Origin of the sequence: Nitrosomonas communis (assembly GCF_001007935.1) — a bacterium.
Taxonomy (GTDB): Bacteria; Pseudomonadota; Gammaproteobacteria; order Burkholderiales; family Nitrosomonadaceae; genus Nitrosomonas; species Nitrosomonas communis.
Window position 1 is genome coordinate 3,679,623 of record NZ_CP011451.1, and the last position, 24,673, is coordinate 3,704,295.

The window sequence follows — 24,673 nt, forward strand, 5'->3', positions numbered from 1 at the left end:
AGGCGCATCACATATAAGGAGTTGATCCAATGAGCGAGGATAAGAAATATGAAAAATCTTTCGGCCTTGATATGCCAATGGATGAGGCAATAAAGCGTATTGCAAAAGTTACAAAAAAAGAAGTTAATAAGAAAGATGAAAATACCAAAATTATTAAAGAGGGAGAGGAACAGTTAGTTCTATTTAAAAATAAAGAAATTAGACAGGTATTTCATGAAAATGAGTGGCATTTTTCTATAGTTGATGTAATCGAAGCCATCACAGAAACAGATAGACCGAGTAAATATTGGACAAATTTAAAATCAAAGCTTTTTAAAAAAGAAGAGCTTTATGAGCTTTCTAATAAAATCATAAAACTGGAAATGAAGGCATCTGATGGAAAGTATTACTCTACAGAAGTAGTGAATGTTGAAACCCTTTTTAGAATAGTACAGTCAATTCCATCAAAAAAAGCCGAACCTTTTAAGAAGTGGCTGGCTAAAGTTGGATATGAGCGAATACAAGAAATACAAAATCCAGAAATTGGAGTCAAAAGAGCTATTCTCCAATGGCAAATAGAAGGGCGAACAGAAGATTGGATTGATGCAAGGATTAGATCAATAGTAACTCGCAAAGAATTAACTAATGAATGGAAGAATAGAGGTGTGCAGGATAAAGAATACGGGTACTTAACCAATATTATTTCCTGTGAGACTTTTGGTATTGACGTTTCTACACACAAGAAAGTAAAAGGGCTAAAGAATCATAGACTACGAGATCATATGACTGACTTAGAATTAATATTTACTATGCTTGGTGAAAAATCAACTACCGCTATTGCCGTTTCCTCAGATGCACAAGGGTTAAATGAAAATGCAGAAGCAGCTAAAGCTGGTGGCAAAATTGCTGGAGGTGCTGCCAGAACGTTAGAAAAGAAACTTGGCAAGAGGATTGTTAGTTCAGATAATTTTTTATCAGGAGGTAACCGCATAAATGACCCTAAACAATTGGCTCTGATTCCTGATAAAGAGTAATTAAAATTTTTCACATAGCTCGTTTATCAGACCGGGATCTTTCCAACGGAGGCAGTCAAAAGCAAGGAATGGTAAAAGGCATTCCAACATATAACTGACGGGAGTAATTATGGCTTATGTATAGCTTACTCTTACTGAGACTGAGAAATTATATTGGAATACGTCTGAAACAGGAGGATTCGCGGAATCGGATAGCACGGCATATGAGCCTAAATTCCTCAGTTGAAATCTTTTAAACTGCTTAAGAACCTACTGATTAAGGCACTTTGAGAGATTTATGGCATCACCAATCAGGTGAGATTTTAATAAAATAATCAAAATCTTCTCAAAGTATTGTCACATCTAGCTTTCAGCTTGTTTACAATAACTTAGGAGAAGTTAATATTTTTGGCCAGGAACTGTTGATAGAATTTAAATTCCAACAGAAGAATTTAGGATGAATCGTGCTCAATCCCCTTAGTCAAGAACTTATACGAAACACGGTGATGCACGTCTATTATCATATGCACGCGACAGGAAGGCCAAACAACGCCATACACAGACAAACCCAAAGCCATTAAAATAGACAATGGAGCTAGGGGATTTTATTAACGTGATGCTTCGGCAACAGTGGAGTCCCGAGCAGATCAGTGGCAGGTTGAAACGGGAAGGCTGGGCCAGTATCTGCCATGAAACCATCTACCAGTATATCTTAAAGGTTAAACGGGCGGAAGGTGACCAGCTGCACCTGAATTTACGCCACCATGCGAAGAAATATCACAAACGCTATGGTGGCATCACATGCAGCCGTAAGCACATCCACAACCGGGTAGATATTGATAGATTTCCTGAGATAGCAAACCGAGGAGAATGGTTAATTACTGGGAAGCAGATACCATGATTGGCAGAGAACACAAGGCGATCTAATCTCATATGAAAAAGACTACTTGATCGAGTAGCCTAATCATATTCTAACAATATGTATTTAAGTCTAAAATCAAACATTTTAGACTTAAATTAGTTTTATTCTTCTTTTGGAGTAGCAGATATATCAGCATCCTGTGGTCGATCTACGAGTTCTACTATCGCCATAGGTGCATTATCGCCTCTCCTGAATCCATATCTTAAAATTCGAAGATATCCACCATTTCGCAGTTTATAACGAGTTCCCAGATCAGAGAATAATTTAACAACAATGTCGCGATCCCGCAACCGGTTGAAAGCTATTCTTTTATTTATAACAGTAGGGTCTTTTCCTATTGTTATAAGGGGCTCAACAACTCTGCGCAACTCTTTTGCTTTTGGCAAAGTAGTTTTAATTATTTCATGGCGTAATAGTGAATTAGCCATATTCCTAAACATCGCCAATCTATGACTACTGGTGCGATTTAGTTTTCTAAGTCCATGTTTATGACGCATGACCAGTTTCCTTTCCCTGATTTTCTAGATTAGCCGGTGGCCAATTTTCTAATTTCATACCTAAAGATAAATTTCGAGCTGCTAACACTTCCTTAATTTCATTAAGTGATTTTCTTCCTAAATTCGGCGTTCTGAGTAGCTCAGCTTCAGTACGTTGTATTAAATCTCCGATATAGTAAATATTTTCTACTTTCAAGCAATTTGCTGAACGCACAGTAAGTTCTAAATCATCAACTGGACGTAGTAATATCGGATCAATTTGCGGTATTTTAGGCTGCTCTTTAGGAAGAGGAGTGGTTTCAAGCTCAGCAAAAACTGACAATTGATCTACAAGTACTCTTGCAGCATATCGAATTGCTTCTTCAGGATCAACAGATCCATTTGTTTCAATATCAATTATTAATTTATCTAAATCAGTACGCTGCTCTACGCGTGCATTTTCAACAGAATAGCTAATCTTTTTGATTGGACTGAAAGAGGCATCTAATAATATGCTGCCAACTTGAGTATCCATATCTGCCGAACGTCTTACATTAGCGGGAACATAACCGCGTCCTTTTTCAACGATAATTTGCATATCAATAGTTCCACCCTTTACGATATGCGCAATGACGTGATCAGGATTCACAATCTCAACATCATGGGTACTCTCAATATCTGCAGCAGTAACTGGTCCATCTATATTCTTTTTCAATGTTAATACAGATTTTGTATTGCTATGCTGTTTAAAAACGATATTTTTGAGATTCAGAAGAATATCAATAACATCTTCTTGTACGCCTTCAAGCGTAGAATACTCATGTACCACCCCGGCTATTCGAATTTCTGTAGCTGCAGATCCAGGCATTGAGGACAGTAAAACTCTTCGTAATGCATTACCCAATGTATAACCATACCCACGCTCGAATGGTTCCATTATCACTCTAGCCAAGACAGGAGTAATATTCTGGACCTCTATTATTCTAGGTATAAGATACGGGCTACTCGACATGTATAAATCCTTAACTAGAAAGATATAAAATTAATTATTTTGAATATAACTCAATTATCAAAGACTCATTAATAGTAGATGATAACTCAGATCTTTCCGGTTTCATTTTGTATGTACCTTTCATAGCTTTGACATCTACATCCAACCATGCAGGAAAGCCGCGTTGTTCAGCAGATTGAAGAGATGATTTTATTCTAAGATAATTCTTAGCCTTATCAGCTACTTCAATAATATCTCCAGGCGAAACTTGATAGGACGGAATATTAACTCGATGCCCATTCACTAATATACAGTTATGTCGCACAACTTGTCTAGATTCAGATCTTGAAGATCCAAATCCCATATGATAGGCCACATTATCTAATCTACTCTCTATCATTTGTAACAAATTTTCACCAGTTACACCACGCATTCTGTCAGCATTTTTGTAAATAATTCGGAATTGCCGTTCAAGTAATCCATAAATGCGACGAACTTTTTGTTTTTCTCTTAATTGCAATCCATAATCCGAAATTCTACTCTTTTTCTGACCATGTTGGCCTGGAGGGTAATTTCTTCTTTCAATTCCACATTTACTTGAAAAGCATTTATCACCTTTCAAGAACAATTTTTCACCTTCTCGACGACATTGCCGACACTTTGGTTCAAGAATTCTAGCCACTAAATATTCCTCTCAAATTCGACGTTTTTTTGGTGGTCGACATCCATTATGGGGTACAGGGGTAACATCGGAGATACTAGTAATTTTAAAGCCAGCAGCATTTAACGATCTGACTGCTGAATCCCTACCCGGCCCAGGTCCTTTTATACGTACTTCTAAATTTTTAATTCCATATTCATGTGCAATTTTGCTAGCTTGTTCAGCAGCAATTTGAGCAGCAAAAGGAGTACTTTTTCGTGAACCTTTAAATCCCGCTCCTCCTGAGGTTGCCCATGATAAAGCATTACCTTGTCTATCGGAAATCGTAACAATTGTATTATTAAATGAAGCATGTATATGTGCGATCCCTTCAACAATATTTTTCTTAACTTTTTTTCGTAATCTAGATTGAACCTTTGCCATTAAATTATTACCTTAGAATCAATATTTATAGATGATTATCGTGTACTTGCAGATCTTCTCGGTCCCTTCCTAGTACGGGCATTCGTTCTCGTACGCTGTCCTCTTACAGGCAAACCCCTTCTATGTCGCAATCCGCGATAACAGCCAAGATCCATTAATCTTTTAATATTCATCGATATTTCACGTCGAAGATCACCCTCAACAGTATATTTGGCAACTTTTTCGCGTATTTGCTCTAATTGGGCTTCTGATATATCTTTTAATTTAATGGAACCTTCAATCCCCAATTCACTACATATTTTTTGTGAAGTTGAATTGCCGATTCCATAAATTGCCGTTAAAGCAATTTTGACGTGTTGATGATTAGGTATATTAACTCCGGCTATACGCGCCATTTACTCACCTTGAATATTATTTTATTAGCCAATGCTTAAATATTAACCTTGTCGTTGTTTGTGTCTGGGATCAATACAAACAACTCTTACAACCCTTTGGCGTCTAATTATTTTACAATTTCTGCATATTTTCTTTACAGAAGCAAATACTTTCAATTGATGTTTCCTTTTTAATTGAATAATGTTTATTTAAGAGCTTGATTTTATTTAGTTCTAAAAGTAATTCTAGCTTTAGTTAAATCATAGGGAGTCAAATCTACAGTCACTTTGTCCCCAGGCAATATACGTATATAATTCATGCGCATTTTCCCTGATATATGGCCTAACACAATATGACCATTCTCCAGTTTAACTTTAAATGTAGCATTTGGCAGCGTTTCGAGTATCTCGCCTTGCATTTGAATTGTTTCTTCTTTTGCCATTATTATGACCACATTCTAACGCGATATATAAGGGCTAGTTTTAAAACTAGTTTTCTTAAGCAAGCTTTCATATTGGGTTGACATAACATGTGATTGAACCTGTGCCATAAAATCCATTGTTACAACAACTATTATAAGTAAAGAAGTACCACCAAAATAAAAAGGTACGTTCCATTTCAATATCAAAAATTCAGGCAATAAGCAGACAAGCGTCACATACATAGCTCCAACAAGTGTAAGTCTAAGCATGATCTTTTCAATATAACGCGTTGTCTGCTCGCCTGGACGAATACCGGGAATAAACGCTCCGCTCTTTTTAAGATTATCTGCTGTTTCTTTTGGATTAAAAACAAGCGCTGTATAGAAAAAACAAAAAAACATAATCATCGCAGCATATAAAATAACATACATCGGCTGACCTGGAGATAAAGCACCGCTTATATCTTTTAACCAAGTCATTGATTCATCAGTTGACAGCCAACCTGCCATCGTAGCGGGAAATAAAATAATACTAGAGGCAAATATTGGAGGTATTACACCCGCCATATTCAATTTTAACGGCAAGTGTGAACTTTGCCCTCCAAAAACTTGTTTCCCTACTTGCCGTTTCGCATAGTTTACCAAAATCTTTCTTTGTCCACGTTCCACAAAAACAACGAATCCTGTTACAGCAATGACCGCTATAAATATTCCTAAAGCAACTAGAAAATGCATAGCACCTGTTCGAACTAATTCTAGCGTACCACCAATAGCTGCAGGTAAGCCAGCCGCTATTCCAGCAAAGATGATCAGTGATATTCCATTGCCGATTCCACGTTCAGTAATCTGCTCGCCAAGCCACATGAGAAAAATGGTACCTGTTACCAATGTAGTAACAGTTGTTATTACGAAAAATATCCCTGGTTCTATTACTAATCCAGCCTGAGACTGTAAAGCGATTGATATTCCATAGCTTTGCACCAATGCAAGAACTACCGTGCCGTAGCGAGTGTATTGTGTTATTTTTCTTCTTCCAGACTCCCCCTCTTTCTTAAGCGACTCAAGGTATGGAATAGCAATCGTCCCTAATTGCATTATAATAGATGCTGAAATATAAGGCATTATTCCTAATGCAAATATTGAAAAACGTGATAAGGCTCCGCCGGAAAACATATTAAACATACCTAATATGCCGCCTTCTTGGGTATCGAATAAATCTTTCAGAACAATTGGATCTATTCCAGGAACAGGCACATGAGCTCCAATTCGGTAAACGATGAGTGCAAACAACAAAAACCAGAGTCTTCGTTTCAAATCCGAATATTTATTCACATCTTTATTAAATTTATTTGCAGCCAAAACTATTCCTTTAATTAATCAACATTGCCACCAGCATTAACTATAGCTTCTTTTGCATTTTTTGATACAGCCAATCCTTTAATCACTAATGCTGTATTTATTTTCTTATCAAATAATATTTTCACCGTTTGTATCGAATTCGCTATTAACCGAGCCTTTTTCAAGTCGTCTATTCCATTAATCTCATTAAAGGATTGAGCAAGGATTGATAATTTGATTTCTTTAACTTGTGTATTGTCGAGGGATGTAAATCCACGCTTAGGTAAACGTCGATGTAAAGGCATTTGTCCACCTTCAAAGCCTACTTTATGGAAGCCGCCAGCTCGAGATTTCTGTCCTTTATGGCCTCTTCCTGCTGTTTTACCTAAGCCTGAGCCTATACCTCTACCCACTCTTTTTTTGGCTTTCCGCGATTCTTTATTTGATTTTATATTACTTAAATACATTTATTGCTCAACCTTAACCAAATATGAGACTTTATTTATCATACCTCTTATTGAGGGGCTATCTTGTAAAATCGTAATACTATTTATTCGTTTTAAACCTAATCCTGCAATTATTCTACGATGTTCGTTTTTTTTACCTATCAAGCTCTTAACTAATTTAACCCTCAATATCGCATTCTTATCTTTTATCATTTTAGCTTTCCTAAAATCTCTTCAAGATTTTTACTTCTTTTAGAAGCTATCATTGAAGGCGTACGTATTGATTCAAGCCCTTGAATGGTAGCGCGCACAACATTATAAGGATTAGTTGATCCAATACATTTGGCAAGTACATTAGTAATGCCCATAACTTCAAATATTGCTCTCATTGGTCCACCTGCTATTATACCGGTTCCTTCAGAAGCGGGTTGCATGAATACTTTGGCAGCACCGTGTCTTCCAACAACAGCATGTTGAAGAGTACCATTTTTTAACTCAATTTTAACCATTTTGCGTCGCGCTTCGTCCATCGCTTTTTGAACGGCAACAGGTACTTCTCTGGATTTACCTTTACCCATACCAATTCTGCCTTTACCATCACCTACTACTGTTAACGCAGCAAAGGCCAGGATGCGTCCACCCTTCACAACTTTAGTAACACGGTTAATCGAGACCATTTTTTCTTTAAGCTCATCGGTCTGCTCATCATTTACCGAGGTAATGTTTTGTGTTCTTGAAGCTTTAGACATTAATATTCCTTATCTCAAAATTTAATTCCACCATTTCGAGCACCCTCAGCTAATGCTCTGACTCGCCCGTGGTACTTATAGCCGGATCGATCAAAGGCAACGGTGTCAATTCCTAGGTTTTTAGATTTTTCTGCTATTCTTTTACCAATAAATTCTGCAGCTTGCACTGTGCCACCATTCGTTATGATACTTCTAACGTCGCTCTCAAGCGTTGATGCACTTACTAATACTTTACTATTTTCATCATCTATAATTTGCGCATAAATATGTTTATTACTGCGATGCACTGAAAGCCGGTAAGTTTTTAGCAATGCAATTTTAACTCGTGTTCTGCGAGCTCTTCTTATGCGAGATAGCTTAAGGTTTTTCATGAGCTTCCTATTTACTATTTTTTCTTAGTTTCTTTAAGGGTTATCACTTCATCAGCATAGCGCACACCCTTACCCTTGTAAGGCTCAGGAGGTCGAAATGCGCGAATTTCTGCTGCTATTTGTCCAACTTGTTGTTTATTAATTCCTTTAATCACGACTTCTGTTTGAGTAGGTGTTTCAACTGTAATGCCATTCGGCATTTTGTAAGCAATAGGATGAGAGAATCCCAGACTCAAATTTAATGTATCACCACTCGCCTGTGCACGATAACCTACACCAACAATATTTAATCGTTTCACAAAACCAGAAGTTACTCCAATTATCATATTATTAATTAAAGATCGCATTGTTCCTGATAATGAATGAGATTGTTTTGTCGAATTCGTTGATTTAACGAATAATTCATTATTTTCATTCGCGATGGTAATATGATCAGCAGAGAGGCGTTGGTGAAGAGAGCCTAACGGACCTTTAACGATTACTTCGCTATTTGAAATACTGAAATCAACATTATTCGGTATTTGAATTGGTTTCTTGCTAATTCGCGACATTAAATTAATCCTTTAAGCTACTATACATAAAACTTCGCCACCGATTCCATTCAGTCGCGCTTTTTCTTCTGTCATAACACCTTTGGATGTAGATACTATTGCAATACCTAATCCATTCATTACATTAGGTAACTCAGAACAAGATTTATATACTCTTAATCCAGGACGACTAACTCTAGATATTTTCTCTATAACAGGATGGCCAGCGTGATATTTTAGCTTGATTTCCAGATTTATTTTTTCTTTTTCTGAGTATGTTTGAAAATCTTCAATATAGCCTTCATCTTTAAGCACCTCAGCGATAGCTTTTTTTAACTGAGATGAACTCATGAGCACAGAGGATTTTTGAGATAATTGCGCATTTCTTATGCGGGTTAACATATCAGCTACTGGATCCGTTAGACTCATATTTTTTACCTATAAAAACTTTACTGAATTAATATTTAATTTGTTGATCACTATTTTGTTGTATTAATTATCGTTATAGTTTAAATCATTCACCAACTAGCTTTAATCATTCCAGGAATTTGACCACTCATAGCAAGTTCTCTTAGTTTATTCCGCCCTAATCCGAATCTCCGATAATATCCTCTTGGTCTACCAGTGAGCTCACATCGATTCCGTAGTCGTGTAAAGCTAGAATTTCTCGGTAAATTTTGCAATTTTTTTCTAGCCTCATCCTTTTCTTCAAAGCTCGCTTGACTGTTAGCAAGGATTTCTAATAAAGATTGTCTAACATTAGCGTATTTCTTTACTGTTGCTTGTCTTTTCAAATTTCTGTTTATAAGAGATTTTTTTGCCATTCCAGTCTCAATTTTTAAATGGGAATTTAAAAGCTGACAATAATGCTTTTGCTTCTAAATCAGTCTTCGCTGTAGTTGTTAGCGTAATATTCATGCCTCTTAATGCATCAATTTTTTCATATTCAATTTCAGGAAAAATGATCTGCTCTTTAATTCCGAGATTATAGTTCCCTCTCCCATCAAACCCTTTTCCAGAAATTCCACGAAAATCTCTAATACGAGGAATAGCAACACTAATTAATCGATCAAGAAATTCAAACATTCTTTTACCGCGTAAAGTGACTTTACACCCAATAGGATAGCCAACTCTCACTTTAAATGTGGCGATAGATTTTCTTGCTTTTGTAGTAATAGGTTTTTGTCCACTAATATTTTCAAGATCGCTCATCGCATTTTCAATCTTTTTCTTATCCGATGTCGCATCACCAACACCCATGTTGAGAGTTATTTTGGTAATTCGTGGCACTTCCATAACTGATTTATAACTAAATTGCTGCATTAATTGCTGCTTTACATTTTGATTATAAAATTCCTGTAATCTGGCCATTTAGACTATACCTTGTTAAATACTAACCTGCTCTTTATTAGATTTAAAAATCCGGGATTTATTATTATCATCTAATCTTATACCAACTCTATCCGCTTTTTTGGTGGTAGGATTATAAATTGACACATTTGATATATGTATTGGTTTTTCAAATTCAGTAATACCTCCAACAGTGCCTTTTGTCGGATTGGGCTTTACATGCTTTTTAAACATATTTAAACCTTGTATCACGATATAATTATCAGTTACATACCGCAATACTGTGCCTCTTTTACCTTTATCTTTACCACATCGAACTATAATCTCATCACCTTTTTTAATTTTCTTCATATTAATACCTGAATGCTTTTACATTACCTCGGGTGCAAGTGATACTATCTTCATGAATTGAGCCGTTCGGAGTTCTCTTGTAACTGGACCGAAAATACGTGTTCCAATAGGCTCCAATTTGGTATTTAATATTACTGCGGCATTAGCATCAAATCTAATCAATGATCCATCTGATCGACGAACCCCCTTTGCTGTACGGACGACTACTGCATTATAAACCTCACCTTTTTTAACTCTACCGCGGGGTGCTGCATCTTTTACAGCTACTTTGATAATATCGCCGATACCAGCATACTGCCGCTTAGATCCTCCTAGCACTTTAATGCACATGATAGATCGCGCACCTGTATTATCTGCTACATTCAGTATCGTCTGAGGCTGAATCATTTTTTAATCCGTGTATATAAATAAATTAATTTGTTTTATCTTTTTGTCTAATTAAATCTTTTTCACATCAAAAGAATTTAATATTGAGCATGCAACAAATGATTATTTTCAGTTTGTCAATTAATTACTAGTCAATAATTTGACTGCACGCCACGCTTTAGTTTTTGATAATGGCCGTACTTCTTGTATTATCACTAAATTGCCCATACTAAATTGGTTATTTTCATCATGAGCATGAATTTTCTTTGAACGTATAATAGTTTTACCATAAAGTGGATGTTTTATTTTTCGTTCAACAAGCACCGTGATAGTTTTATCCATCTTATCACTCACTACTTTGCCTACTAGGGTATTAGGTTTTTTATCGTTATTCATGACATTCTAACTCTTTGATTAAGCTCTGTTTTAACCCTGGCAATATCTCGCCGCACATTTCTTAATTGAGATACATTTTCAAGTTGCTGAGTTGCGTGTCGAATTCTTAAATTAAAATGGCTTCGTAACAAAGACATTAATTCATTTTTCAGTTCTTCATCAGTTTTTTTCTTAAGCTCACTTGCTTTCATTGCTTTAACTTCCTATATGACGAACCATAAATTGCGTTTTTATTGGCAATTTGGCAGCTGCAAGCTTAAATGCTTCTCTTGCTAATTGCTCATCAACACCATCCATTTCATATAGCATCTTACCTGGTTTTATTTCTGATACATAATATTCAGGATTACCTTTCCCTTTACCCATTCTAACTTCAGCAGGTTTTTGCGAAATTGGCTTATCTGGAAATATTCTAATCCAAATTCTTCCTCCTCGCTTAATATGCCTTGTCATTGCTCTACGCGCTGCTTCGATCTGTCTAGCAGTTATTCGGCCTCGGCCAACGGCCTTCAATCCATATTCACCGAAACTAATTTTGTTACCGCTAGTAGCAATTCCAGTATTCCGCCCCTTATGCTGCTTGCGGTATTTTGTTCTTGCTGGCTGGAGCATTTTATTTATTAACCTTTAATGTGTTGAAAGAATTTATATTTGCGATTAGATTAACATTAAGAATTATACACTTTATCTCTACGCAGTCTTTTCTGTAATCATTTTATCCGTACGCTTTTTATTTTCTTCTGCTGCTAAAGAATATGGTGTGCTTGAAGTCAGGTCACGGTTCCTAGTCTCTAACTGCTCTCCCTTAAAAATCCACACTTTTATACCAATAATTCCATACGTTGTTTTAGCTTCTGAAGTAGCATAATCAAGATCTGCTCGCAATGTATGTAGCGGAACACGTCCTTCTCGATACCATTCAGTACGCGCTATTTCGATGCCATTTAAACGCCCTGAACTCATAATTTTAATACCTTGAGCGCCTAATCTCATTGCGTTCTGTATGGCTCTTTTCATTGCTCTTCTAAACATAATTCTTTTTTCTAGTTGCTGAGCAATATTATCAGCAATCAGTTGCGCATCAATTTCTGGTTTTCTTATCTCTTCGATATTTATATGCACAGGAATACGAATCAATTTTTCGAGCTCTTTTCTTAGAATCTCAATATCTTCCCCTTTTTTGCCTATAACAACCCCAGGACGCGAGCTAAAAATCGTTATACGTGCATTTTTAGAAGGGCGTTCAATTACAATCTGGCCGACAGAAGCATGAGATAATTTCTTTCGAAGATATTCTCGAACTTTAATATCCTCATTTAATAATTTTGAGAAATTTTTACCATGTGCAAACCATTTTGATGACCAATTCTTTAGTACAGAAAGTCGGAATCCTGTAGGATTTATTTTTTGTCCCATAATCTATCGCCAAGCTCTTCGCAAATAATTTTTAATCGCTAATTGTTAATAAAATACGGCATGTTGGTTTCATTATGCGATTGCCTCGTCCTTTTGCTCGAGTACTTAATCGCTTTAGGTATGTTCCACGATCCACCATAATTTCTGATATATGCAGCTCATCGATATCAGCACCTTCATTATGCTCAGCGTTAGCTATGGCTGTTTCAAGAAGTTTTAGAATAATAGCTGACCCTTTTTTTGGACTAAAAGTCAATAACTCAATTGCTTTAGCTACTTTTAAACCTCGTATTTGATTTGCCACCAAGCGCCCTTTTTGTTCAGACAATCTAGTGCTTGGTAATATTGCAGTTGCTTGCATAATTGATATTCCTATTTTTTAGATCCTGCAGTCTTTTTATCGCCAGCATGGCCTTTAAAAGTTCGAGTAAGCGAGAACTCTCCTAGTTTGTGCCCCACCATATTTTCAGTAATATAAATAGGTATATGTTGCCTGCCATTATGTACTGCTATAGTTAAACCAATAAAATCTGGAATTACAGTTGATCTACGAGACCACGTTTTAATTGGCCTCTTGTCATTATTAGCTTTAGCGTTTTGTATTTTGTTATAAAGATTGGTATCTACAAACGGACCCTTTTTAACAGATCGTCCCATAAAACTTAACCCTTCTTAGAATGTCTGTGACGCACGATCATGTTTTCCGTGCGCTTATTTTTTCTGGTTCGGAACCCCTTGGTAGGCAATCCCCAAGGACTTACAGGATGTCGACCTGCAGCCGTTTTCCCCTCACCACCACCATGTGGATGATCGATTGGATTCATTGCCACACCTCGTACTGTTGGTCTAATACCCCGCCAGCGCTGTGCACCCGCTTTTCCAATCGATTTTAAACTTTGCTCATCATTCCCTACAGAACCAATTGTAGCCCTACAATTTATATGTATTCTACGAATTTCCCCTGAACGCAATCGTATTTGTGTGTAACTTCCTTCTCGCGCGAGCAATTGAGCTGAAGAACCGGCAGATCGTGCCAACTGCGCGCCTTTACCGGGTTGTAACTCTATACAATGCACGGTACTTCCAATTGGTATGTGCCGCAATTCCATTGCATTGCCAGTCTTGATAGGGGCCTTAACGCCGCTCAGCAATTTACTACCAATCTCTATATCCTTAGGCGCAATAATATAGCGTCTTTCTCCATCGAGATAACATAACAAAGCTATATTAGCACTACGATTAGGATCGTATTCTATTCTCTCTACATTAGCGATGATTCCGTCTTTGTTACGACGAAAATCAATCATTCGGTAATTTCTTTTGTGGCCACCGCCTTTATGACGTAGTGTAATGCGCCCGGAATTATTACGGCCTGCAGTTTTCTGTTTGTTTTCTACGAGTGCAGAATAAGGTTTCCCTTTATATAATTCCTTATTTGCAATTTTAATAACAGCACGCTGCCCAGGAGAAGTTGGTCTAACTTTTACTAAAGCCATTACTTAATCCTCGCCTTTTATTATTTCAGAAAAATTAATTTCCTGGCCTTTTTTGATGCCAACGTATGCTTTTTTCCAACTTGCTCTCCGCCCCATATATCGGCCAAATCTTTTTTGTTTTCCTTTAACATTTGATATCTGCACTTTTGTCACTTCTATTTTTTGAGATTTCCACAGATACTCAACGGCAGCCTTAATCTCATTTTTATCTGCACTGGGTAGAACACGAAAAACTATTTGATTATCTTTTTCTGCGATTAATGTTGCTTTTTCAGAAATTTGAGGAGCCAGAATAATTTGCAGAGCTCTTTCAGGGCTGATACTAGAAGATTTCATTTTAACATTTCCTCAATTTTCACCAATGCTTCACGGCTCATTAGAATGTCATTGTGCTTTATTAAATTTATAGGGTCCATGTGTAATGCATCAATTACACTTACCATAGGCACATTTCTTGAAGACAAATAAAGATTATTATTAACCTGTTCTGTAATAATCAAAACATTCTTAAAATTTAGCGCTTCTAGCTTATTAATTAACTCCTTAGTTTTTGGAGTATCAACTGAAAACTCCTCAATTAAATGCAATCTATTTTCGCTTAGTAAGCGAGAAAGAATAGTACATATGCCTGCCCGATACATTTTCTTATTGACTTTATGAGCAAAATTCTCCATTGGGCTGCTCGGAAAAATTCTACCACCACCTCGCCACAATGGATTAGAAGCCGCGCCAACTCTGGCTCTACCTGTACCTTTCTGCCTCCAAAGTTTATGTGTAGACTTCGTTACATCCGATCGGCCTTTCTGAGCACGAGTACCTTGTCTCGCATTCGACATATATGCGGTTATTATTTGATGGACTAGTGTTTCATTATAATCTCTTCCGAACACTGATTCCGAAACTGATATATTACTCGTTGTCCCATCAGATCCAATACATTTAGCTTCCACTGCTGGCCCCTATTCTTTGGCGATTTATTTTTTACTACAAAATTCTGAATTTATTATTTATTTTTTGGCTTACTCTTAATACCCGACCGCAATACAACAATTTCTTCCTTGGCGCCTGGAACAGCCCCTTTTACATGAATGAGCTCTCTATCCATATCTATACGCAAAATCTCAAGATTCTGAATTGTACATTTTTCACCACCCAGTCTTCCTGACATTTTTTTTCCTGGGAACACACGCCCTGGATCCTGTGCCATACCAATCGAACCGGGAACGTTATGCGATCTTGAATTCCCGTGACTCGCTCTGTTTGAGGAAAAGTTATGCCGTTTAATTGTTCCAGCGTATCCTTTGCCTATACTTTTACTGGTTACATCTACAATCTGGCCGACCTGAAACATGTTCAATTCAAGCTTCATTCCTGCCTTAACTTCATTTAGCTCGTCTGCGTTTACACGAAATTCTTTAATAACACGCCCAGCTTCCACTCCAGCATTTGCAAAGTGTCCCTGAGCCGGTTTACTTAACCGATTAGCATGCTGTATTCCAAAAGTTACTTGCAATGCATTGTAACCATCAGTCTCAAATTTTTTAATCTGAGTAATACGATTATTCGATACATCCAGCACCGTTACAGGAAAGCTATCTCCATTATCAGTAAAAATCCTGGTCATACCTACTTTTTTACCGATTAAACCTATGCTCATTAATTTATTCCTTTGCAAACATCTTCGTTAAAAGCTAGCACTAACTTTATGCTCAACATTACTTTTATAAAGTTACAACTTGATCTCCACATCAACACCAGCGGGCAAATCAAGCTTCATCAAAGCATCGACTGTTTTATCCGTCGGATCTAAAATGTCCATCAAGCGTAAATGTGTCCTAATTTCAAATTGATCGCGCGAAGTCTTATTCACGTGCGGAGACCGCAATATATCAAATCGCTCAATTCGCGTCGGTAGCGGAACAGGACCTCTAACAACAGCACCTGTACGCTTCGCTGTCTCCACAATTTCCATTGCTGACTTATCTATAAGCCGATAGTCAAATGCTTTTAAACGAATACGTATTTTTTGATTTTGCATATTAATCCTGAGATTAGCCGATCCGTATTCTAATTCTAGAATTAGATCACTATTTTAATTGGCAATATTTCTACTCAATAATTTTAGCCACCACACCCGCACCAACAGTTCTGCCACCTTCACGGATTGCAAACCGCAATCCTTCTTCCATCGCAATGGGAGCTATAAGGTTGACTGTCACCGAAATATTATCTCCAGGCATGACCATCTCAGTGCCTGCTGGAAGCTCTATCGATCCCGTAACGTCTGTTGTTCTGAAATAGAACTGAGGGCGATATCCAGCAAAAAATGGCGTGTGCCTTCCACCTTCCTCTTTACTTAAAACATATATCTCTGCGGTAAATTTCGTATGCGGCAATATACTCCCAGGCTTGGCAAGCACCTGACCACGCTCAACCTCTTCCCGCTTAGTACCGCGCAACAATATTCCCACATTATCGCCAGCCTGCCCTTGATCAAGTAGTTTCCTGAACATCTCCACACCGGTGCACACCGTCTTCAATGTCGGCTTCAAACCCACTATTTCAATCTCATCACCCACTTTAACAATGCCCCGCTCGACACGCCCCGTTACAACCGTACCCCGTCCGGAGATGGAAAACACATCTTCCACCGGCATGATAAAAGCACCATCTACGGCTCGCTGTGGCTCAGGAATATAACTATCCAGCGCATCCGCTAATTTATATATGGAGGGCTCTCCAATATCGCTCTGATCTCCCTCCAGCGCCTTCAATGCCGAACCCACGATGATCGGTGTATCATCCCCCGGAAAATCGTATTTAGACAAGAGCTCACGTATTTCCATTTCCACCAGCTCAAGCAATTCAGGATCATCTACCATATCTGCTTTATTCATATAAACTATGATGTACGGCACGCCAACCTGCCTTGCCAGCAAGATATGCTCGCGCGTCTGTGGCATCGGCCCATCAGCAGCTGATACGACCAATATAGCCCCATCCATCTGAGCTGCGCCGGTAATCATATTTTTCACATAATCTGCGTGGCCAGGGCAGTCTACATGCGCATAATGACGCTTATCAGTCTCATATTCTACGTGAGACGTGTTAATGGTAATTCCCCGCGCACGCTCTTCCGGTGCAGAGTCAATCTGAGCATACGACTTCGCCTCTCCCCCAAATTTTTTCGTCAATACCATCGTAATGGCTGCCGTCAATGTCGTCTTGCCATGATCCACATGACCTATCGTGCCAACGTTTATATGCGGCTTCAATCGCTCAAATTTACTCTTTGCCATGCTATATCCTTATCTTCAATAATTATTTACTTTTATTGATAATTGCTTCAGCAACGCTTTTGGGTGCTTCAGCATAATGTTTAAATTCCATTGTATATGTCGCTCTACCTTGTGTTGCAGAACGCAGGATCGTGGAGTAACCGAACATTTCTGCCAAAGGCACTTCTGCTCTTATAATTTTGAAACCCATTGTATCATCCATGCCCTGAATCATGCCTCGCCTAGATGACAAGTCTCCAACAACATTCCCCATAAAATCTGCTGGTGTTTCCACTTCAACCGACATCATTGGCTCCAAAAGCACCGCATTGGCTTTACGCATACCGTCTTTAAACGCAATCGAGGCTGCCATTTTAAACGCATTCTCATTAGAATCTACGTCGTGGTAAGAACCATCAAACAACGCCACCTTAACATCCACCACCGGATAGCCGGCCAGAACTCCCGCTCCCAAGGAGTCTTGCAACCCTTTTTCAACGGCTGGAATGTATTCACGAGGAACAACCCCACCTTTGATTTCATCAATGAACTCGAATCCCTTACCAGCTTCATTTGGTTCCATTCTTAACCAAACATGGCCATATTGTCCTCGACCACCACTTTGCTTGATGAACTTGCCTTCTATCTCTACTTTCTTCTTAATAGCTTCACGGTAAGCAACTTGCGGCGCTCCAACATTTGCTTCAACACCAAACTCGCGCTTCATGCGATCTACAATTATCTCAAGATGCAGCTCACCCATGCCAGAGATAATGGTTTGGCCCGATTCTTCATCAGTTCGAACTCGAAATGATGGATCTTCCTGCGCCAAGCGATTGAGCGCAATGCCCATTTTCTCTTGATCATTCTTGGTTTTGGGCTCAACGGCAACATGGATAACTGGCTCAGGAAATTCCATTCGCTCTAGCGTTACAACATGCTCGGTATCGCACAACGTATCTCCTGTCACGACATCTTTCAATCCTACCGCAGCCGCAATATCACCTGCACGCACCTCTTTGATTTCTTCTCGCTGATTAGCATGCATTTGCAATAACCGACCAATTCTCTCTTTCCGACCTTTTACTGAGTTATAAACAGTATCCCCTGAGGTAACCACGCCAGAATACACGCGAAAGAAAATCAACTGACCGACATAAGGATCGGTAGCAATCTTAAATGCTAAACTAGAAAATGGCTCATTATCAGTTGCATGACGTTCATCTTTTTCCCCATTTTCCTTGGTTCCCTGAATTGCCGGAATATCTGTCGGAGCTGGCAAATAATCCAAAACCGCATCCAGCATTGCTTGTACGCCTTTATTCTTGAAAGCCGAGCCACACAGCATCGGCACTATTTCGTTATTCAGTGTACGCGCCCTCAATCCCTGCTTTATTTCCTCTATTGACAAAGCACCTTCTTCAAGGTACTTATTCATTAGTTCCTCGGAAGCTTCAGCAGCAGACTCCACCATTTTTTCATGCCAACTATCTGCTTCACTCTTTAAGCTCTCGGATATCTCGCGCTCCTCAAATTTTGTACCCTGAGTAGCGTCATTCCAATAAATTGCCTTCATTTTTAGCAAATCGATGACACCTTCAAACTTGTCTTCTGCACCAATCGGCAATTGAATTGGTACGGGATTAGCTTTTAATCGCGTTTTAATCTGCTCCAGGACACGCATGAAATTCGCGCCTGAGCGATCCATTTTATTGACAAAAGCAAGTCGCGGCACTTTATACTTGTTGGCCTGCCGCCATACCGTTTCAGTTTGAGGCTGCACTCCCCCGACCGCACAAAAAACCGTGCACGCACCATCCAATACTCTTAGAGATCGCTCTACCTCGATAGTAAAATCTACGTGACCCGGTGTATCGATAATATTTATACGATGCTCTGGATAGTTACCCGCCATTCCTTTCCAAAAACAAGTTGTTGCCGCTGAAGTAATGGTTATACCGCGTTCCTGCTCTTGCTCCATCCAATCCATCGTAGCCGCACCATCATGCACCTCTCCTAGCTTGTGAGATACTCCAGTGTAAAACAATACGCGCTCTGTTGTAGTTGTTTTACCTGCATCAATATGCGCCATGATTCCAATATTGCGGTAGCGCTCTATGGGCGTTTTTCTAGACATTAAATTTAAACTCTTAAATTACTAATTTAACCAATTTTTAATAATATGACTCTTTCTGATACGCCCCTATTAAGCATATTCATTAAAGCCAAACTCTCTATAAAACCCTATCAAAACCGGAAATGTGAAAATGCTTTATTTGACTCTGCCATGCGGTGCACCTCTTCACGCTTTTTGACCGCCCCACCACGACCTTCAGAGGCTTCCATTAACTCACCAGCCAGGCGCACATCCATTGATTTCTCACCACGCTTACGCGCAGCATCACGCAGCCAACGCATCGCAAGCGCGCTACGCCGTACCGATCTTACCTCTACGGGGACTTGATAATTTGCACCACCAACACGACGGCTTTTTACCTCAACCATAGGCCGTATATTTGCCATCGCCTGAGTAAATACCTCCACCGGATCCTTTCCAGTTTTTTTCTCGATTTGCTGCATAGCACCATAAATTATCCGCTCTGCAACCGATTTTTTTCCACCTGTCATCAAAACGTTAACAAATTTTGATATCTCAACATTATGATATTTCGGATCTGGCAATATTTCACGTTTTGGCACTTCTCTGCGTCTTGGCATTTACAAACCCCAAACTATCCTAGTTAACTTTAATTGACTTCCACTCATTTCGACTAACAGACTTCGCTGAAAAATTATTTATGATGCCTTAGGTTTTTTGGAGCCATATTTAGAACGTGCTTTCTTACGATCTTTCACTCCAGCTGTATCCAGGCTTCCGCGCACGGTATGATATCGTACACCCGGCAAGTCTTTAACACGTCCGCCTCGAATCAATATCACCGAATGCTCCTGCAAATTATGGCCTTCACCACCAATATAACTTGCAACTTCAAACCCATTTGTCAATCTTACACGCGCAACTTTACGCAAGGCAGAATTAGGCTTTTTAGGTGTCGTTGTATAAACTCGCGTACAAACACCTCTCTTTTGCGGACACCCCTCTAGTGCGGACACTTTACTTTTTACACGCTTTGCTTTTCGCGGTTTTCTTACAAGTTGACTTATGGTTGGCATAATAATATTTTATTTCTCAATTAAACCCTTGTCTTATTCTTCATCACGATTTCAATGTTATGGACAAACTACTTTATTTTAACCTATCTCTTGACTTGCCTTTTCTTTTTAATCTATTTCTCTTTTCTTCACCGTGTATTTTGTATTCGAAAAGAGGAGGCTAAAAAGACTGCGGATTTTAGGGGTTTTATCGTTTCATGTCAAGGTAGAAAGGTAAAAATTGCCTGATTTTCATTTATAAAAACACCCCATATTCTGCAGGAATTTCAGCCATTATTTAAATTCGCAACCTAATTTCCCGCTAAATAATGCCATTTCTTTCGATTGACTCAATGTTTCCTTGATTATTTACTCGGCCTTAAATCTCTACCCTACAACAATCCGTTAATTTCTTATGTCAACCCGCTTTCTTTTATTTTTTAAATGACTTTCTGAGTTGCGCAGCAATTCGCATTCTAAGCGCATTCAATTTAATAAATCCTGCTGCATCTGCTTGATTATAAGCGCCGCGATCATCTTCAAAAGTTGCAACAGCCGGATCAAATAATGAATCCGTTTTAGAATCACGACCAACCACTACTACATTGCCTTTATAAAGCTTCACCCGCACCCAACCGTTGACATTAAGCTGAGATTCATCAATCATGGTTTGCAGCATTTTTCTCTCAGGACTCCACCAATAGCCGCTATAAATAAGGGCTGCATAACGTGGCATGAGCTCATCTTTTAAATGCGCCACTTCTCGATCCAAGGTGATAGATTCAATGGCACGATGAGCGCGTAACATGATGGTACCGCCTGGCGTTTCATAGCACCCACGCGACTTCATACCGACATACCTGTTTTCAACCAGGTCTAAACGCCCAATTCCATGTTTACCGCCCAGCTGATTTAGCTTTGCGAGAACAACTGCGGGCGATAACCTTTCTTGGTTCAGCGCCACAATATCACCACGCTCAAATTCTATGTCAAGATACTCTGGTTCATCTGGCGCTTTCTCTGGCGCAACTGTCCACCGCCACATTGATTCTTCGGGCTCTTTTGCCGGATCTTCCAATAGACGCCCTTCATAGGAAATATGCAATAGATTTGCATCCATACTGTACGGAGACCCAGTTTGCTGCTTCATCTCAATGGGAATACCATGCTTTTTCGCATACTCCAAAAGTTTCTCGCGTGAAGTGAGATCCCATTCACGCCACGGAGCAATGACATGAATATTGGGTTTCAACGCATAATAACCAAGCTCAAATCGAACTTGATCGTTTCCTTTACCCGTTGCGCCATGCGAAACAGCATCTGCTCCCGTTTCTTGAGCAATCTCTATCTGCCTCTTGGCAATGAGTGGTCTGGCAATGCTTGTTCCGAGCAAATATTCACCCTCATAGATAGTATTTGCACGAAACATTGGAAAGACATACTCTCGAACAAATTCTTCACGTAAATCTTCTATATAAATTTCTTTAATACCAAAGCCTTGTGCTTTTGCCCGCGCAGGCTCAATTTCTTCACCTTGACCGATATCAGCAGTAAACGTCACAACCTCACATTGATAAACATCTTGCAACCATTTCAATATGACCGAAGTATCCAATCCACCCGAAAAAGCCAGAACCACCTTGTTAATTTTATTCATAACAACAATACAGTTTCCCTACAAATTAATTAAAGCATCCGCTTAGTTAATTTTTACTTTTCCCAACAATAAATACTCCATTAACGCTTTCTGAGCATGCAATCGATTTTCTGCCTCATCCCAGACTACCGATTGCGGCCCATCCAATACCTCGGCCGCCACCTCTTCTCCACGATGAGCGGGTAAGCAGTGCATGAATAGAGCATCCTTTTTGGCATAAGACATCATTTCTTCATCAACACAAAAATCAGCGAAGGCATCTTTTCTAGCCTCTTCCTCTGCTTCGAAACCCATACTTGTCCATACATCAGTAGTGACAAGATCAGCATTTTTTACCGCATCATGCGGACAAGAAAACTCCTCATAATAATCAGTACTATACAATCCAGCACGCTCTGGCTCAACCTCATAGCCGGGAGGAGTTGAAACATGAACATTAAAATCAAAAATCTCTGCAGCCTGCAGCCATGTATTACACACATTATTGGAATCACCAATCCAAGCAATTGTCTTACCGGTAATATTTCCACGATGCTCTATATAAGTAAAAATATCCCCCAGAATTTGGCAAGGATGATATTCATCAGTTAATCCATTGATAACAGGAACACGAGAATATTCAGCGAAACGTTCAATTATACTATGCTCATAAGTACGAATTATGACTATATCTACCATTCGCGACACTACCTGCGCCGCATCCTCTACAGGTTCACCACGGCCAAGTTGAGTATCCCGAGTTGAGAGATAAACCACATTTCCACCTAGCTGATACATCCCCGCCTCAAATGATAATCGCGTTCGCGTAGAATTCTTATCAAAAATCATCGCTAGAGTCCGGTCTGTCAGTGGCCAGTATCGTCGATATTGCTTGAACTCATTTTTAATCCAACGCGCTCGCTCGAACAAATATTCAAGTTCTTTACGGGTTAAATCGTTAATCTTGAGAAAATGCTTGATTTGCATATAATAGTTGATTTAATTTGATGAGCCAGGTCGGTCACGCGTGATTATATTCGCAGCTTGACCTGTCAAGAATTTATCAATAATCTCCGAAGAAATATCAACTACCTGCTCAGCTTCCGCTTGATTCATTATTAAAGCAGGTAACAAACGCACGACTCTTTCCGAAGTAACATTAATCAATAGTCGATGTTTTAGCGCCTCCTTAATCAGCTCACCACAAGGCACAGGGAGTTCGATTCCCAGCATGAGCCCTTGACCTCGAATTTGTATCACATTCAGCCAATGAGCAAGTTTTTCCTTAAACCGATCTCGTATAAAATTACCCACTTGTACTGCATTTTGCATCAAACGGTCTTTTTCAATCACATCCAAAGTAGTTAACGCCGCTGTACAAGCCAATAGATTACCTCCAAATGTCGAGGCATGATTACCAGGCTTAAATACCTCTCCCGCCTCACCTGTTGCAATACAAGCACCGATAGGCACACCAGAGCCCAGACCTTTTGCTAGCGTCATAACATCTGGCATGATACCGCCATGCTGAAATGCAAACCATTTTCCTGTACGGCCGATACCACATTGCACTTCATCGAGCATCAACAACCAGCCATTCTGATCACATAATTGACGCAAACCTTGCAGATAATTAATTTGCGGAAAATTGACTCCACCTTCCCCCTGGTAAGTTTCCACTAACACTGCTACGACGTGCTTATTGTTATCAGCAATCTGAGCAACCGCATTGAGATCATCATAGGGAACACGCACGAAACCAGCGAGTAAAGGTTCAAAACCAGCTTGGGCTTTACGATTACCCGTTGCAGTCAAAGTTGCCATAGTGCGACCGTGAAAGGACCGTTCCATTACGATGATAGTAGGTAATTCAATTCCTTTATTGTGACCATACAATCTTGCCAATTTAATAGCAGCTTCATTTGCCTCTGCACCTGAATTACAAAAAAATACTCTATCCATTCCCGACAAAGCAGCCAATCTACCAGCCAGCAATTCCTGTTTTTCGATATGATAAAGATTTGAAGTATGGATTAACATCCCTGCCTGTTTACACAGCGCTTTGGTCAATTCAGGATGGCTGTGCCCAAGACTACATACAGCAATTCCGCAAAGAGCATCAAGATAACAATCGTCACGATCGTCCCATAACCAGACTCCCTCACCTTTGATAAAAGTTACGGGAAGTCGCAAATAAGTACTCATCAAGTTTGACACAGCGCTACACTCTCGCATTTAAATTTGAAGAAAAAGAAAACAATACGGCGGCATTTGCCGCCGTTAATTGGTTAATTACCTTATACTCAATCTATATTTACTTATTTAGTAAGCTTTTTCAAGGGGCCTTTTGGTTTTATGTTATTTTTAACATGAAAACATTTTTATGGTTAAGATAATTTAATCTGCTCAATAATCTAGATTTAATATATTCTATTCTGTCTTAATATATTCTATTCTGTCATCAAAATTTATTAATACTTTCATTAGCTAAGTTACAGCCAAGGCTTACAAAGAAATAAATAGAGATCACATGCTA

General features: G+C 39.0%; 38 protein-coding genes. 2 read left to right on the forward strand and 36 right to left on the reverse strand.

Going from position 1 to position 24,673, the window contains the following annotated elements:
* The first annotated feature begins 29 nt into the window (after positions 1-29).
* Together AAW31_RS16560 and AAW31_RS16565 are read left to right on the forward strand one after the other, a co-directional pair.
* Complete coding sequence (locus AAW31_RS16560; RefSeq protein WP_200899657.1) at positions 30-1,013, forward strand: BRO-N domain-containing protein; 984 nt, start codon at positions 30-32, stop codon at positions 1,011-1,013.
* 568 nt (positions 1,014-1,581) lie between these two features.
* Positions 1,582-1,893, forward strand: a complete 312-nt coding sequence (locus AAW31_RS16565; RefSeq protein WP_144413006.1) for a hypothetical protein — start codon at positions 1,582-1,584, stop codon at positions 1,891-1,893.
* A 122-nt stretch (positions 1,894-2,015) separates the two neighbouring features.
* Here the strand turns inward: AAW31_RS16565 and rplQ are convergent, their stop codons facing one another.
* The 36 genes from rplQ to AAW31_RS16740 all read right to left on the reverse strand — a co-directional run bounded on the left by rplQ (position 2,016) and on the right by AAW31_RS16740 (position 24,354).
* Positions 2,016-2,411, reverse strand: a complete 396-nt coding sequence (gene rplQ / locus AAW31_RS16570) for a 50S ribosomal protein L17 (RefSeq protein ID WP_046851081.1) — start codon at positions 2,409-2,411, stop codon at positions 2,016-2,018.
* Complete coding sequence (locus AAW31_RS16575) at positions 2,401-3,402, reverse strand: DNA-directed RNA polymerase subunit alpha (RefSeq protein WP_046851082.1); 1,002 nt, start codon at positions 3,400-3,402, stop codon at positions 2,401-2,403. Before AAW31_RS16575 ends, rplQ begins: the two co-directional genes overlap by 11 nt.
* 34 nt (positions 3,403-3,436) lie before the next feature.
* Complete coding sequence (rpsD, locus tag AAW31_RS16580) at positions 3,437-4,063, reverse strand: 30S ribosomal protein S4 (RefSeq protein ID WP_046851083.1); 627 nt, start codon at positions 4,061-4,063, stop codon at positions 3,437-3,439.
* 12 nt (positions 4,064-4,075) lie between these two features.
* Positions 4,076-4,465: a 30S ribosomal protein S11 gene (gene rpsK / locus AAW31_RS16585; RefSeq protein WP_046851084.1), complete on the reverse strand. Its 390-nt coding sequence runs from the start codon at positions 4,463-4,465 to the stop codon at positions 4,076-4,078.
* 35 nt (positions 4,466-4,500) lie between these two features.
* The gene (gene rpsM / locus AAW31_RS16590) at positions 4,501-4,860 is read right to left on the reverse strand and encodes a 30S ribosomal protein S13 (protein ID WP_046851085.1); all 360 of its coding nucleotides are present in this window, start codon (positions 4,858-4,860) and stop codon (positions 4,501-4,503) included.
* A 42-nt stretch (positions 4,861-4,902) separates the two neighbouring features.
* Positions 4,903-5,016 carry a 50S ribosomal protein L36 gene (gene rpmJ / locus AAW31_RS20215; protein WP_074667393.1) on the reverse strand — a complete coding sequence of 38 codons (114 nt, stop codon included), beginning with the start codon at positions 5,014-5,016 and terminating at the stop codon, positions 4,903-4,905.
* Between the two features lie 47 nt (positions 5,017-5,063).
* On the reverse strand, positions 5,064-5,282 hold the full coding sequence (gene infA / locus AAW31_RS16595) for a translation initiation factor IF-1 (protein WP_046851086.1): 219 nt from the start codon (positions 5,280-5,282) through the stop codon (positions 5,064-5,066).
* 15 nt (positions 5,283-5,297) lie between these two features.
* Complete coding sequence (gene secY / locus AAW31_RS16600; RefSeq protein WP_046851087.1) at positions 5,298-6,620, reverse strand: preprotein translocase subunit SecY; 1,323 nt, start codon at positions 6,618-6,620, stop codon at positions 5,298-5,300.
* Between the two features lie 14 nt (positions 6,621-6,634).
* Positions 6,635-7,066: a 50S ribosomal protein L15 gene (gene rplO / locus AAW31_RS16605; RefSeq protein WP_046851088.1), complete on the reverse strand. Its 432-nt coding sequence runs from the start codon at positions 7,064-7,066 to the stop codon at positions 6,635-6,637.
* Positions 7,067-7,258, reverse strand: a complete 192-nt coding sequence (rpmD, locus tag AAW31_RS16610; RefSeq protein ID WP_046851089.1) for a 50S ribosomal protein L30 — start codon at positions 7,256-7,258, stop codon at positions 7,067-7,069.
* Positions 7,255-7,794, reverse strand: a complete 540-nt coding sequence (gene rpsE / locus AAW31_RS16615) for a 30S ribosomal protein S5 (RefSeq protein WP_046851090.1) — start codon at positions 7,792-7,794, stop codon at positions 7,255-7,257. Before rpsE ends, rpmD begins: the two co-directional genes overlap by 4 nt.
* A gap of 14 nt (positions 7,795-7,808) precedes the next feature.
* A complete protein-coding gene (rplR, locus tag AAW31_RS16620; RefSeq protein ID WP_046851091.1) occupies positions 7,809-8,165 on the reverse strand; it encodes a 50S ribosomal protein L18 in 357 nt (118 codons plus the stop codon).
* A gap of 14 nt (positions 8,166-8,179) precedes the next feature.
* The gene (rplF, locus tag AAW31_RS16625; RefSeq protein ID WP_046851092.1) at positions 8,180-8,716 is read right to left on the reverse strand and encodes a 50S ribosomal protein L6; all 537 of its coding nucleotides are present in this window, start codon (positions 8,714-8,716) and stop codon (positions 8,180-8,182) included.
* A 12-nt stretch (positions 8,717-8,728) separates the two neighbouring features.
* A complete protein-coding gene (rpsH, locus tag AAW31_RS16630; protein ID WP_046851093.1) occupies positions 8,729-9,124 on the reverse strand; it encodes a 30S ribosomal protein S8 in 396 nt (131 codons plus the stop codon).
* An 89-nt stretch (positions 9,125-9,213) separates the two neighbouring features.
* On the reverse strand, positions 9,214-9,519 hold the full coding sequence (gene rpsN, locus AAW31_RS16635; RefSeq protein ID WP_046851094.1) for a 30S ribosomal protein S14: 306 nt from the start codon (positions 9,517-9,519) through the stop codon (positions 9,214-9,216).
* 7 nt (positions 9,520-9,526) lie between these two features.
* Positions 9,527-10,066 (reverse strand): 50S ribosomal protein L5, encoded by a 540-nt coding sequence (gene rplE / locus AAW31_RS16640; RefSeq protein ID WP_046851095.1) that lies wholly within the window; start codon positions 10,064-10,066, stop codon positions 9,527-9,529.
* A 15-nt stretch (positions 10,067-10,081) separates the two neighbouring features.
* Complete coding sequence (gene rplX, locus AAW31_RS16645; RefSeq protein ID WP_046851096.1) at positions 10,082-10,396, reverse strand: 50S ribosomal protein L24; 315 nt, start codon at positions 10,394-10,396, stop codon at positions 10,082-10,084.
* An 18-nt stretch (positions 10,397-10,414) separates the two neighbouring features.
* Positions 10,415-10,783 (reverse strand): 50S ribosomal protein L14, encoded by a 369-nt coding sequence (gene rplN, locus AAW31_RS16650; RefSeq protein ID WP_046851097.1) that lies wholly within the window; start codon positions 10,781-10,783, stop codon positions 10,415-10,417.
* Between the two features lie 120 nt (positions 10,784-10,903).
* A complete protein-coding gene (gene rpsQ, locus AAW31_RS16655) occupies positions 10,904-11,158 on the reverse strand; it encodes a 30S ribosomal protein S17 (protein ID WP_046851098.1) in 255 nt (84 codons plus the stop codon).
* Entirely contained in the window at positions 11,155-11,349 is a 195-nt protein-coding gene (gene rpmC, locus AAW31_RS16660; protein ID WP_046851099.1) for a 50S ribosomal protein L29, read from the reverse strand. The genes rpsQ and rpmC overlap by 4 nt, the downstream gene beginning before the upstream one ends.
* A 4-nt stretch (positions 11,350-11,353) precedes the next feature.
* Entirely contained in the window at positions 11,354-11,770 is a 417-nt protein-coding gene (rplP, locus tag AAW31_RS16665; RefSeq protein ID WP_046851100.1) for a 50S ribosomal protein L16, read from the reverse strand.
* 78 nt (positions 11,771-11,848) lie between these two features.
* Positions 11,849-12,574, reverse strand: a complete 726-nt coding sequence (gene rpsC, locus AAW31_RS16670) for a 30S ribosomal protein S3 (RefSeq protein ID WP_046851101.1) — start codon at positions 12,572-12,574, stop codon at positions 11,849-11,851.
* 31 nt (positions 12,575-12,605) lie between these two features.
* The gene (rplV, locus tag AAW31_RS16675) at positions 12,606-12,935 is read right to left on the reverse strand and encodes a 50S ribosomal protein L22 (protein WP_046851102.1); all 330 of its coding nucleotides are present in this window, start codon (positions 12,933-12,935) and stop codon (positions 12,606-12,608) included.
* A gap of 11 nt (positions 12,936-12,946) precedes the next feature.
* Positions 12,947-13,231: a 30S ribosomal protein S19 gene (rpsS, locus tag AAW31_RS16680; protein WP_046851103.1), complete on the reverse strand. Its 285-nt coding sequence runs from the start codon at positions 13,229-13,231 to the stop codon at positions 12,947-12,949.
* 5 nt (positions 13,232-13,236) lie between these two features.
* Positions 13,237-14,070: a 50S ribosomal protein L2 gene (rplB, locus tag AAW31_RS16685; RefSeq protein ID WP_046851104.1), complete on the reverse strand. Its 834-nt coding sequence runs from the start codon at positions 14,068-14,070 to the stop codon at positions 13,237-13,239.
* Positions 14,071-14,073: 3 nt separating this feature from the next.
* Entirely contained in the window at positions 14,074-14,406 is a 333-nt protein-coding gene (rplW, locus tag AAW31_RS16690) for a 50S ribosomal protein L23 (protein WP_046851105.1), read from the reverse strand.
* Positions 14,403-15,020 carry a 50S ribosomal protein L4 gene (rplD, locus tag AAW31_RS16695; protein ID WP_046851106.1) on the reverse strand — a complete coding sequence of 206 codons (618 nt, stop codon included), beginning with the start codon at positions 15,018-15,020 and terminating at the stop codon, positions 14,403-14,405. Before rplD ends, rplW begins: the two co-directional genes overlap by 4 nt.
* A gap of 53 nt (positions 15,021-15,073) precedes the next feature.
* The gene (rplC, locus tag AAW31_RS16700; protein WP_046851107.1) at positions 15,074-15,727 is read right to left on the reverse strand and encodes a 50S ribosomal protein L3; all 654 of its coding nucleotides are present in this window, start codon (positions 15,725-15,727) and stop codon (positions 15,074-15,076) included.
* Between the two features lie 72 nt (positions 15,728-15,799).
* Positions 15,800-16,108 (reverse strand): 30S ribosomal protein S10, encoded by a 309-nt coding sequence (gene rpsJ, locus AAW31_RS16705; protein WP_046851108.1) that lies wholly within the window; start codon positions 16,106-16,108, stop codon positions 15,800-15,802.
* 70 nt (positions 16,109-16,178) lie between these two features.
* Positions 16,179-17,369 (reverse strand): elongation factor Tu, encoded by a 1,191-nt coding sequence (tuf, locus tag AAW31_RS16710; protein ID WP_046851109.1) that lies wholly within the window; start codon positions 17,367-17,369, stop codon positions 16,179-16,181.
* Positions 17,370-17,391: 22 nt separating this feature from the next.
* Positions 17,392-19,485, reverse strand: coding sequence for an elongation factor G (gene fusA, locus AAW31_RS16715; RefSeq protein ID WP_046851110.1), 2,094 nt, complete (start codon positions 19,483-19,485; stop codon positions 17,392-17,394).
* Positions 19,486-19,595: 110 nt separating this feature from the next.
* Positions 19,596-20,066: a 30S ribosomal protein S7 gene (gene rpsG / locus AAW31_RS16720; protein WP_046851111.1), complete on the reverse strand. Its 471-nt coding sequence runs from the start codon at positions 20,064-20,066 to the stop codon at positions 19,596-19,598.
* A gap of 78 nt (positions 20,067-20,144) precedes the next feature.
* Entirely contained in the window at positions 20,145-20,522 is a 378-nt protein-coding gene (rpsL, locus tag AAW31_RS16725; protein WP_046851112.1) for a 30S ribosomal protein S12, read from the reverse strand.
* A 412-nt stretch (positions 20,523-20,934) separates the two neighbouring features.
* The gene (locus tag AAW31_RS16730) at positions 20,935-22,158 is read right to left on the reverse strand and encodes an argininosuccinate synthase (protein WP_046851113.1); all 1,224 of its coding nucleotides are present in this window, start codon (positions 22,156-22,158) and stop codon (positions 20,935-20,937) included.
* Between the two features lie 42 nt (positions 22,159-22,200).
* Positions 22,201-23,124, reverse strand: a complete 924-nt coding sequence (gene argF, locus AAW31_RS16735) for an ornithine carbamoyltransferase (RefSeq protein ID WP_046851114.1) — start codon at positions 23,122-23,124, stop codon at positions 22,201-22,203.
* A 12-nt stretch (positions 23,125-23,136) separates the two neighbouring features.
* The gene (locus tag AAW31_RS16740; protein WP_187426915.1) at positions 23,137-24,354 is read right to left on the reverse strand and encodes an aspartate aminotransferase family protein; all 1,218 of its coding nucleotides are present in this window, start codon (positions 24,352-24,354) and stop codon (positions 23,137-23,139) included.
* Positions 24,355-24,673: the final 319 nt, after the last annotated feature.